The organism is Vibrio sp. M260118, assembly GCF_036533755.1.
Taxonomy (GTDB): Bacteria; Pseudomonadota; Gammaproteobacteria; order Enterobacterales; family Vibrionaceae; genus Vibrio.
Window position 1 is genome coordinate 1 of the sequence record NZ_JATABG010000072.1, and the last position, 11899, is coordinate 11899.

Below are 11899 nucleotides of genomic sequence, written 5' to 3' on the forward strand. Positions count from 1 at the left end.
TAAATTCACGACCTAAGAGTACAGGATGACTCATTTGAGAGCGATCTGCCAAAGTAAATTGCGCTTTTTCATGGATTTTTCCGAGTTTAACCCACAATTCAACGACAGCTCGACGTTCCACTTTCTCATTGGTTGACTGGCGGATTTTCACGAAGCGTACAATCGGCGCTTCGATCCAGTTTGTATCGTTGAGCTCTTGATCGCCGTTTGATAGGTGGAAGCGAACCCAGTTCTTTCCATTGCGTTCAAACTGTTCGATATCGACCGCATTGAGTGATGAGGTGGCAGCGCCTGTATCAACACGAGCATCAAAAGATTGCTTGATCGCATCAATTCTGACCTTTTCTACTTCACCTAACACAATGGGATGTGTCGGCGTTGGTCTAGTTTTTTTCTCAACCACTGTCGGGCTTTTGTTTTCCGTGTCTTTGGGTTCGTCAGCTCGAAGTAGAACGATTTGCTTCTCTAGCTCATGCACCTGTTCTTCAAGGCTTTCGATATAATCTGATTGGTTACTTAACTGCAGAGATAGGTTTGTATTCTGGTTGGTTAGATTTGATTCTGAAGCTTGAATTGCAGCTAATGTTTCTTGGTGGTATTGCTCACTATTTGTCAGCGTACAACCAGACAGCAGCATAAGCGCTACAACCGGGGTAAATCTTGTCAACATTTATAAACCTGAAAGTTATTAAGACGATAGATAGACAGGGAGTTTAACGTATAGTTTTTGCCACGAACAAGCCACATGCTGTGCTTATGCACGAAAAAGTGATCTTAGGAACTATATACATTAATAATACAAGGATGCTAGGCATCCTTGATATTGTATTGGGGATTGAGATAGAGGGGAATGGGTTGGCAAATAAGTTGAGTTAACTCTTTGTCAATTCTCTAATATTCTTACACTTAAGGCCTTATGGTTTTGTTGCAACGAGAACCGCGCGGCGTGGCGCTGGGTGTCCTTCAACGGTTTTACTTGGGTCGCTAGGGTCTAGGTAGTCGGGTAGCGAGTTATGCGTCATCCACTCTGTAGTACGTTGCTCACCCGTTGTCGTTACGTTCTCATCTACGATACGTACATTTGTAAAGCCAACTTGCTCCAGCCAAACTTTCAGCGCTTTTGCTGATGGGAAGAAGTAGACGTTACGCATCTGCGCGTAGCGGTCAACGGGCACCAGTACCGAGTTCTCATCACCTTCAATGACCAGAGTTTCAAGCACTAATTCACCGCCAGAAACCAGTTGGTCTTTGAGTTGAATTAGGTGATCAAGCGGCGAACGACGGTGATAGAGCACGCCCATGCTGAACACGGTATCAAATGCTTCGAGTTTAGGTAGCTGCTCAATGCCAAGCGGAAGCAGGTGTGCACGCTGGTTGTTACCTAGCAGTTTACGAACCGCTTCGAATTGAATGAGGAACAGGTGCGACGGGTCAATACCGACACATAAACGAGCGCCTTCACCAAGCATGCGCCACATGTGGTAACCGTTACCACAGCCCACATCCAATATGCTGCGATCTTTTAGCGGTGAGATATGCGGTAGTACGCGGTCCCATTTCCAGTCGCTGCGCCATTCGGTGTCAATATGAATACCGTGCAGGTGGTACGGGCCTTTACGCCATGGGTGGAAAGTTCGCAATAGGCTCTCTAGCTTTTTCAGCTCTCCGGTATGGAAAGGGGTATCGTTGGCAATCGTCACCGAATTTTTAAGATCAACCTGATCAGGGGAGCCTTCAGGGATTTTATTCAGCGCTTTAAGCCAGCGACCGAAATCACCATGTTCAGCATTTTGCCAGTCGGTTAACTGTTGAGGCAGTACATTTAGCCAAGGTTGAAGACGCGTGTCTGAGGCAATTAACTGATAAAAGTTGGCAAAGTTAAACATAGTTTTTCACTGATTTGATGGTGTAAAAGTTAAGTTTGTCATTCCCTACAGTGAGGGACGAACGTGATAGGGAATCTCGATTTTTCGTTGTCGCGGGAGATCCCCAACTCGCTCGTTCCTCGCTCTTGAGGGTGACGTATTAATTACAGCGAGCTGTATCGCGAATCTTATTTTATCGCGAACATAGATCCAAAGTTAAAGCACTGGAACCATACATCAAAGCTGCTAAAACCGATCTTGGCAAAGCGCTCTTTGTGTTCTTTCTTCGAATCTGGGCGCATGACGTTTTCGATCGCACTGCGCTTTTGACTGATTTCGAGTTCGCTGTAGCCGTTGGCACGTTTGAAATCATGGTGTAGATCGATCAGAAGCTCGTTAGACGCTTGGTCTTCAAATACAAACTTCTCAGACAAAATCAAAATGCCGCCTGGGCGCAATCCAGCATAGATATTTTCAAGTAGCGTGTAGCGATCTTCAGGCGAAAGAAACTGTAAAGTGAAGTTAAGTACAACAACGGAGGCATTTTCAATTTCGATATCGCGAATATCTGCTTCAACGACATCAACCGGCGTGTCGCTGCGGTATGCGTTGACGTGCAATTTGCAACGCTCGACCATGGCAGATGAGTTATCCACTGCGATGATTTGGCAACCTTCTTGGTTAATGTGGCGGCGCATAGAGAGCGTAGCCGCTCCAAGAGAACAGCCTAAATCATAGATGCTCGAGTGCGGCTTTACGAAACGTTCCGCCAACATGCCGATAGCTGAGATAATGTTGCTATAACCCGGTACAGAGCGCTGAATCATGTCAGGAAATACTTCTGCCACGCGCTCATCAAAGGTGAAATCCCCAATTTTATCGATTGGAGCCGAAAAAATAGTATCTGGATTGCTGTTAGGGTTCATAACTCGATTCTCTTAGCCCGGAATAACGCCTATTTCCGATCATCAGCCATTAAAAAGGCGCGTATTTTATGTGAATTTTACCCTTCTGTCATGTTTTGCCGTCAATCGCTTCAGAACATCTGTATCTGTGCGTTGCCATCGTTGGCTGGAAATGGGTTTAAGTCGGGTAAGGCGGCCTTTAGTTGCAGTTGTTTGTATAGGTTAGCCGCTAACTCAGGCGCGACGATGTTATCTGCAGTGTGAATCATCACGTAAGGTTGCTTGCCTTGCTCAATCCACATTGTCAGTTTGCTCAGCCAAGGGATGAAAAAGTCATAGTTTTGCTCTTCTTCCGGGTGGCCGATAAATCGAATCATTGGATGGTTAGCGGTAGCAATGGCGTGAACGGGCACTCGCGGTTTCTTTTGCTGGGCATCAATAATCGCTTCGTTGTCAGGTTTGGCGGCAAATACTGGGCGGCTGTCCATAATGATGCGATCGTAGCCTTGCTCAATGAGCCAAGCATTGAGCGCTTTCTCGGCATCGCCTTTAGCAAAGAAATCAGGATGGCGAACCTCAATACCGATAGGGTAGTGGGGTGGGAATAGCGCACAAAACTGCTTTAAACGATCTAAATGCTCTGGGCCAAACGCGGCAGGGAGTTGAATGGTCCATTGACCTATTCGGTCATGGAGTGGCTGCATTATCGACATAAAGCTTTTCAGCTCTGCCTGACATCCGCGCAACATCTGTTGGTGAGTGATAGTTTGTGGCAACTTAAAGGTAAAGCGAAAGTCATCGTGGGTAGCGGCGCGCCAGTTATTGACTGTGACACTATTAGGAGTGGCGTAAAAAGTGGTATTACCTTCAACGGTGTGGAACACGCTAGCGTATTTTTCTAGTCTTTCACCGGGCTTGGTGCCACTGCCATAGAAGCGTTTTTGCCAGTTATTGTGCGACCACATGGTCAGGCCGAGTCTGATAGGTAAACCGTCCATATTCGCCGTGACATTCTCTTGTTTTAATTGACTGAATGAGAGTTTTGCCGAACTCCCCATATTAGGGCTATAATCAGCGCCAATTTTTACATATTGCTGCGGTTTTGCGCCTTTACTGGTTCAAAAAGCATCAATAGATAGTAAATCGCAATAAATTGTACGTTAGGTGGTCGATCTCGGCCCACTTTCAGCGTATAAATGGAACTTTGCTCTATGGGTAAACTTAACACCGATAGAGAGTAATCAACAAATTTTAAGAGATTGGGAAATTCATTATGCGTACCCATTACTGTGGTCACCTGAACAAGTCCCTTGCAGGACAAACTGTAGAACTTTGCGGCTGGGTTAACCGTCGCCGTGATTTAGGCGGTCTTATTTTCATCGATATGCGAGATCGTGAAGGCGTTGTTCAGGTAGTTGTCGATCCAGATATGGCAGAGGCGTACGCAGTGGCTAACACGCTACGTAATGAATTCTGTATCAAGCTAACGGGTGAAGTTCGTGTTCGTCCAGATAGCCAAGTAAACAAAGACATGGCAACGGGTGAAGTTGAGATCATTGCTAAAGGCCTTGAAATCATCAACCGTGCAGACGTTCTGCCGCTAGACTTCAACCAGAACAACTCTGAAGAGCAGCGTCTTAAGTACCGTTACCTAGATCTACGTCGTCCTGAGATGAGCGATCGCATCAAGCTACGTGCAAAAGCTTCAAGCTTTGTTCGTCGTTTCCTAGATGACAACGGCTTCCTAGACATCGAAACACCAGTACTAACGAAAGCGACGCCAGAAGGTGCGCGTGACTACCTAGTACCAAGCCGTGTTCACAAAGGTAGCTTCTACGCACTTCCTCAGTCTCCACAGCTATTTAAACAGCTGCTGATGATGTCTGGTTTTGATCGTTACTACCAAATCGTTAAGTGTTTCCGTGATGAAGACTTGCGTGCTGACCGTCAGCCAGAGTTCACTCAGATCGATATCGAGACGTCATTCATGACGGTCGACCAAGTTCGTGCAACGACAGAGAAGATGGTTCGCGACATGTGGCAAGAGCTACTAAACGTTGACCTAGGTGAGTTCCCAGTCATGCCATTTAGCGAAGCGATTCGTCGTTTCGGTTCTGACAAGCCAGATCTACGCAACCCACTAGAGCTTGTGGACGTTGCTGACTTAGTGAAAGACGTTGAGTTCAAAGTCTTCTCTGGCCCTGCAAATGATGACAAAGGTCGCGTTGCAGTCATCCGCGTACCAGGTGGTGCTAAACTAACTCGCAAGCAGATCGACGGTTACGGTGAGTTCGTTGGTATCTACGGTGCGAAAGGTCTAGCTTGGATGAAGGTTAACGACCGCGCTGCAGGCATGGAAGGTATTCAGTCTCCAGTCGCTAAGTTTCTAAACGAAGAAGTGATTAACGGCATTCTTGATCGCACTGGCGCAGAGACTGGCGATATCATCCTATTCGGTGCAGACAAAGCAAACACAGTTGCAGAAGCAATGGGCGCGCTACGTCTGAAACTAGGTACTGACCTTGAGCTAACAGACACTGAAGCATGGACTCCGCTATGGGTTGTTGACTTCCCAATGTTTGAAGAAGATGACGAAGGCAACCTACACGCTATGCACCACCCATTCACATCGCCATTAGGTGTGACTGCAGAGGAGCTTAAAGCGAACCCAGCGGCTGCAAACTCAAACGCATACGACATGGTAATCAACGGCTACGAAGTGGGTGGTGGTTCTGTACGTATCCACAACGCTGAAATGCAATCAGCAGTATTTGATATCCTAGGTATCGAAGCTGACGAGCAACAAGCGAAGTTTGGCTTCCTACTAGACGCACTTAAGTACGGCACGCCTCCACACGCAGGTCTAGCATTCGGTCTTGACCGTCTAGTAATGCTGCTATGTGGTACAGAGAACATCCGTGATGTTATCGCATTCCCGAAAACAACTAACGCAAGCTGTCTACTAACAGACGCGCCAAGCCTAGCGAACCCAGCGGCGCTTGAAGAGCTAGCGATTGCGGTTAAAGCTGCAGAGAAGAAAGAACAAGAGTAAATACTCTTCAACTATTTTGAGTATTTGATTTCTCTGAATAGCAAAAGCCGCTTCAATAAATTGAAGCGGCTTTTTTTTTTTACGTCTATAGGTTGTCTATAGCGCGCTGATGGTTACTGCTTTGGTTAAGAAGTTAAACTGCACTTGGAACGCACCATCGCTATCTGGCGTGAAGCTGATGTTGCCTGAGTTGTTAGCAAATGGCAGAGAGTCTGCGCCAGCAATAACGGCATCGGCACCATGCTCGCACTGTCCCCAACCACCACAAGTAAACTTGAACTCATAAGATGAGCCTGCAGTTAGCGTAGCGGTAGTGAAAGTAACTTGGCCGCTTGTCTCTGCACTCATCTTACGGTTAGCCGTATGATCCCAACCGCCAGATAGTGAGCCAGGGATGAACCACTCTTTATCCACATAGCTTTCGACTAATTGTGCATCAAGAACTACCGGTGAGTCTGTATTTGTCGCATCAAGCTTGAACTGGTACATGCCTAGTCCTTGGAAGTTTGATGGACAATCGCTACCGCCGCAGCTGAACTGCTCATCCCATGATCCCATGGTGAACTTGTAACCTGTGTCGCTATCTAGGCCAAGTGTCACACCGTAGACGCCTTCGCCTAGGTAAGGAATCTCAATTGCCGCTGGGTTCCATACTGCGAGAGGGAAGCCACCCGCAATGTAGACTTTGCGCGTGCCAAATGGAGGTAGGTCACCGAGCTTTTCTGATACAGGCAAGCCTAGACCACGTTCGCCATCCCGCGCTTGCTCAAACACTGCCACAGACCAAGCAGGAACTTCAAAGGCTTGGTTAGTTGCATTGAAGTAAGCACCGTTAGACATGTTGCCTTCGTTATGCGTAGCGCTTAGTTCGAAGCCGCTTAACTCAATACGGTTGCCAGTATGATCATTGAAGTAGCCGAACGATTGATGATCTGGCGTTGCGTTGAGCACGATAACCAAGGCATCTAGGTTCGGATCAATGTCTGAGCTCTGGGTGATGCCGTTGTCCACCGTCATGACGATCAAGCCCGGAGTTTGCGCACTACCCGTATTGCGGAAATCAACGCGATTGATGATCTCCTCGCCACTAGGCAGGGTAAACAACTTGCTTGATTGACGGAGGCGCAGTAGCTCTTTGTAGTTGACAAGCATAGCGTCAATGTCAGATGGAGTAGGCTGCGAGTTTACGTCCGCAATTGCACGTTCTATTTGGTCGTAGTTGGCGATGTCTTTTTCCGCCGCAGGCAAGCCTTTGTTCCAGTTGTTGTCTGAACGGGTAAAGTCGATAAGGTTGTACCAATCGCCAAAGTCGTAGGAGTCGCGCTGCATCGATTTCGAGCGAAGCAGTTCCCCGCCCATATGATTGAATGGCATTGCTTGACCTAATAGTACGCTTGCTGCACCAATGGTCTGCATTCTTACTCTTACGTTTGTGCTAGCAGATTCTGCAACCTTATACATATTGATATCCCAAAACGTCTGGTTGTCGTGTTTCGACACATAGTTTTGGATTTCCCACGGCTGGTCGGCATAACCTGCCGCTTGGCCATTGTAGTCAATATCTTGACCGAGCAAGGTTTGATTGGTCGAGTCGACCATCTTGAAGGTCTTCAAGTTACCCGCCATACCTAAACGAATCAGATCCGCTTGGTGTAGTGCACGTCCAAGCTCGATTTCTGCTTCTTCACCGCTGTAATTGGTGAGCTCATTTGGCAGAACAGCAGCACCGGTCGCGAAGCCTTGCATGCGGCGAATATCATCACCAGATTCGAATGGGCTACCGCCACGCGCAGCGTCACGCAGTCGGTCAGAGAACGAACCGATACCTGTGCCACCTAAGTGTTTCTGAGTGGCTTGAACAAAGCGCTTGTCATCTGCCACTTCACCGAAATTCCAACCTTCACCGTAGAAGTAAACTTCAGGATTGATTTCACGCGCAGCAGCTAATGTTTGCTCTATCTGGCTCAGTGGGTGGTGGCCCATCAGATCCCAACGGAAGGCATCAATTTTGTAGTCGCGAACCCATGTTTGAATCGAGTCGTCAATGAGTTTGGCGAACATTGCATGCTCTGGTGCGGTGTTTTCACAACAGGTCGAGGTTTCAACCGCACCTGTATCAGGCACCAGACGGTGATAGTAAAGCGGCACGACTTTATCGAGTACAGACTTATCGCTTTGATAACCTGAAGCATTGGTATGGTTGTAGACCACATCAACGACCACGTTCATACCGATGTCTTGTTTCACCGCTTGAACCATTTCACGGAACTCGACGATACGCTGTGTACCTTCCGCATCTGTTGCGTAAGAACCTTCCGGCACTGTGTAGTGGAATGGGTCATAACCCCAGTTGTAGCCGTCGACGCTACGTACGTACTGAGTTAGGTCTTGTACCAGTGGTGTTGCTTTGTTGTCTGAGTTTAAGAGCTCAGCATAGACGTCAGCAATGGTTAGCCCACTATCACAGTAACCACTGAAGTTAACATCACTGTTTACTGCTGATACTAGGTTACATAGTTTGCTAAACGGTTCATCGATGTTGGCAACCTGCTCAGGATCTTCATTGATGGTTGCAATATCGAACACTGGCATTAGGTGCAAGTGAGTCATACCGGCTTGTTGCAGCTCTTTGAGGTGATTGACTGGCGCAGTACCACTCTCAGTAAACGCTAGGTATTTACCTTTGTTGTCAGTAGATGCGTCATGAGCGGAGAAATCACGCACATGGGATTCGTAGATCGTTACTTTTGCTAAGTCACCGTTGGCTTCATTTTGCGAATGAGGCGCTTGGAGTGAATCCCAACCCGATGGTTTTAAGTCATTTGAATTAAGGTTGATGGCTTGACTGTGAGTTGAGTTGGTTGCCAAGCTCACTGAGTATGGGTCGGTCACTTCGTATTCTGCGGTGACTTGATCGCGCGGTTGGAAAACCTTCATCGCATAGCGGTAGTACTTACCGTCTACCGCGCGAATACGTTTCTTCACGGTCCAACTCCCTGAGTAGATATCTTCAGTCATTGGGTAGCGTTTGAGCTCAACCTTGTTTTCGTCATAAACAACTAGGTCGACGTCTTGAGCGGTTGGTGCCCAAAGGCGGAAGGTGACTCGGCTGTCATCATAAACGGCACCAAATTCAAGCTCAGTGGCCTCTGGGGCAAACATAGCGTCTAGTGCGCCTGCATATTGCACACCAGTGACAGAGCGAAGTGTTGCTGGCTCCTCTAGTCCATTACTGTCAGAAGCTACGGCGACTAAGCTGGTCTTAACTAAACCATATAGAGCAGCGGGTACTTCAAACGCTGGGTAGTCGGCTAGGTGAGGGTAACGCGTTTGTTGCTCATCGTTTAGTGAGGTTGGCGTCAGTTTAATTGAAAGTGCACTGACCACTCCTTGGTCTGAAACTTGATAGTTCCCTTTCTCTGAGAACATGATCTGAACTTGGTCAGCACCTTGAGCGCCTTTCCAGACTAGTGTTCTTTCATCCAATAAGATCGCGCCAACAGTATCAACATTGAAGCCTAGATCAAGGTTGTCGTATACAAAGGTTCGGCTAGCGTAAGCAGTACTGTCTCCAGGAACGTAAGTTACTGAAGGCTGAGTATCAATAGCAGAAATATCGACGGTTAAATCAGATCCAATGATCTTATCTTTATTGCCGTTACGCACAATCGCATTGAAACACTGGCTAGGGTCATCAGTAACCGGTACATACCAGATAGGACCGTACTGGTCCGCCGCATCAGGCGTGACGGAGGTGTCATCCCATCCGTTGTTGAACCCAGCAGGATCGCCAGCTGCACAAGGTGTGCCGTTGTTCCATAGGTGAAGGTTGTAGTTGGCATAACCATTTAAGCCTTGTCCCGCTTCTTGGTAATCACCCATTGGGTCATACAGTTGGATGGCAAAGTGACCGGCTGGTGGCGCTGCAAGTTCACCCGGTGCATCGATTTGAGGCAGCTTAACATCGGTGCCTTTTTGATCGAGGCCAAGCGATGTGAGTAGGGTCGCGCGGCGGTTCTCGTTCACCACTTCCCCTTGTTCTGTAATGCCTTGGTACTGAGCTTGAGGATCAAGTGTTACTGAAACTACGTCAGAACCTTTGTGGCTGACAGTACATGAACCAGAGGCTTTGCGCGATTTAAGCAACCAGTATGGGCCATACTCATCGGTACCGTCGGCGCGGAACTTCTTGTTGCCACACTTTAATACCCAGTCACGATTGTTAGCGCCATGTGGGTGGAAAAAAGCGTTCTCTTCCGGCGTTACTATGTAGCTGATTAAGCGCTGTTTCTCGGTAACCTCTGGCTCTTTTGGCATTTCACACCAAGCAGGAATGTTGATCTGATCGGCTGATTGTTGAGGTGTTGTACAGTCGGTTTCTTGCTGACAAGCCAAGAGCAGCGGCACGGTAAGTACCGGTAGCATGGTTTTACTCAGTGTCGACAATTTCAATTGTTGTTTCACGTTTCACGTCCATTGTTATAGTAGGCTTTGCGATCTTAGAGGGAATGACTGCCAACAATGTGTGAGCGATTTAGGCTAAGTTATTTCTTGGTGCGAAAATTACGCTTTCGGGACTCGTGGTCACAATTTAAGCAGTGTTATGGGGTGAAATGCGTGATATGGGATCAGTTGTTTAAGCAAAATCGCTAGAGGGGAAGTAGAGAGAGAGGAGGATAAAACCTCGGTCTCATCCCTAACGTTATGTGATGTGTATGCCTAAAATGAGTGGCTTATTTCGCTTTAGAAAATAGCTAACATTATGATAATTAAACTAAAGTACTAGATTTGAACCTCTTTCCACTCTCCTGAAGAAAGGTCATCAAGAGTAAACCCACCCATCGAGTAACGAATCAATCTTAGTGTTGGGTAGCCGATGTGAGCGGTCATTCGCCTTACTTGTCGGTTACGTCCTTCAATGATGGTAATCGCTAGCCAAGTGGTTGGAATATTGGCTCTGAATCGAACGGGTGGGGTACGTTCCCACACATCAGGTTGTTCGATAACCTCAATGGTTGCGGGAAGCGTCATGCCATCTTTAAGCTCGACTCCTTTACGAAGTTTGTCTAGATCTGCTTGTGAAGGCGCACCATCGACTTGCACCCAGTAGGTTTTTGGCGACTTAGATTTAGGCTGAGTAAGCTTGGCTTGCAATATACCGTCATTCGTTAACACCATAAGCCCTTCACTATCGCGGTCGAGTCGGCCTGCCGCATAAACATCTTTTATTGGGATAAAGTCAGCAAGTGTTTTTCTTCCTTCACCATCGGTAAACTGGCTTAGGGTGTCGAAAGGCTTGTTGAATAGGATCACTTTGCGATCTTCAGGCGCAATTTTGGGTTTATTACTGGCTGTTTTTTTTCTATTGCGAGAGGAATGCCCGCTGTATCCTTTAGTCGTAGAAGGACGTTTAAAACTGTTTTTTCCCTTTCTTGGATCAGAGGATTTAGCGTCATGCTTTGGACGTGGGGGCATGTTAACTACCTTGCAAAAATGTAAACGAAGTGTACCTAAAACTATTAACGAGATGCAGAATGAGATATCATTTGCGCGCCCGAAAACAGGTTCGGAGCACAGAATAATAGACTATTCTTTGAATTTTGTTTAATTATATCTATTCAAAACTATTTGCTCTCAAGGATGTCGCTTACTAAGTGACCAAAACAAAAAGAGACAGAAAAAATCGCAGCAAGTGAGGGGATTAATCATAACTTGTTAGCGGACACACACATAGGATCACGGTTAAGGTGATCCGGTTAGAACAATAGGGAAATTTCATGCCTACAGAAAAACCTACCATTATATATACCATTACTGACGAAGCACCTGCACTAGCGACATACTCTCTACTACCGATTATTCAATCATTTACTGCTTCTTCAGGCATCAACGTCGACACTCGTGATATCTCTCTCGCTGGGCGTATTATTGCTAACTTCCCAGAGTATCTAACAGACGAGCAACGCATTGGTGACGCCCTAGCTGAACTAGGTGAACTGGCTAAAACGCCAGAAGCTAACATCATAAAACTGCCAAACATCTCAGCTTCAATTCCGCAACTGCAAGCGGCAATCAAA

Annotated in this window: 7 protein-coding genes and 1 pseudogene; 2 read left to right on the top strand and 6 right to left on the bottom strand. The window is 47.0% G+C overall.

What is annotated here, in order from left to right; all coding sequences use genetic code 11:
* The 4 genes and pseudogenes from QTO00_RS20985 to QTO00_RS06745 all read right to left on the bottom strand — a co-directional run.
* Window positions 1-370, bottom strand: a pseudogene (locus tag QTO00_RS20985) (ATP-dependent zinc protease family protein); the annotation flags it as partial.
* 544 nt (window positions 371-914) lie between these two features.
* Window positions 915-1886, bottom strand: a complete 972-nt coding sequence (cmoB, locus tag QTO00_RS06735; RefSeq protein ID WP_331423824.1) for a tRNA 5-methoxyuridine(34)/uridine 5-oxyacetic acid(34) synthase CmoB — start codon at window positions 1884-1886, stop codon at window positions 915-917.
* 167 nt (window positions 1887-2053) lie between these two features.
* Entirely contained in the window at window positions 2054-2791 is a 738-nt protein-coding gene (gene cmoA / locus QTO00_RS06740; protein WP_331423826.1) for a carboxy-S-adenosyl-L-methionine synthase CmoA, read from the bottom strand.
* Between the two features lie 110 nt (window positions 2792-2901).
* Window positions 2902-3768 carry a DUF72 domain-containing protein gene (locus tag QTO00_RS06745; protein ID WP_331423835.1) on the bottom strand — a complete coding sequence of 289 codons (867 nt, stop codon included), beginning with the start codon at window positions 3766-3768 and terminating at the stop codon, window positions 2902-2904.
* Window positions 3769-4043: 275 nt separating this feature from the next.
* On the opposite strand from QTO00_RS06745, the gene aspS reads away from it, so the two are divergent.
* Window positions 4044-5822, top strand: coding sequence for an aspartate--tRNA ligase (gene aspS, locus QTO00_RS06750; protein ID WP_331423827.1), 1779 nt, complete (start codon window positions 4044-4046; stop codon window positions 5820-5822).
* Between the two features lie 96 nt (window positions 5823-5918).
* Here aspS and pulA read toward each other — a convergent pair whose 3' ends face one another.
* On the bottom strand, window positions 5919-10286 hold the full coding sequence (gene pulA / locus QTO00_RS06755) for a pullulanase-type alpha-1,6-glucosidase (RefSeq protein WP_331423829.1): 4368 nt from the start codon (window positions 10284-10286) through the stop codon (window positions 5919-5921).
* Between the two features lie 318 nt (window positions 10287-10604).
* A complete protein-coding gene (locus QTO00_RS06760; protein ID WP_331423831.1) occupies window positions 10605-11297 on the bottom strand; it encodes a pseudouridine synthase in 693 nt (230 codons plus the stop codon).
* Between the two features lie 302 nt (window positions 11298-11599).
* Between QTO00_RS06760 and QTO00_RS06765 the strand changes: the two genes are divergently transcribed.
* A partial coding sequence (locus tag QTO00_RS06765) for an NADP-dependent isocitrate dehydrogenase (protein ID WP_331423833.1) occupies window positions 11600-11899 on the top strand: 300 nt, incomplete at its 3' end.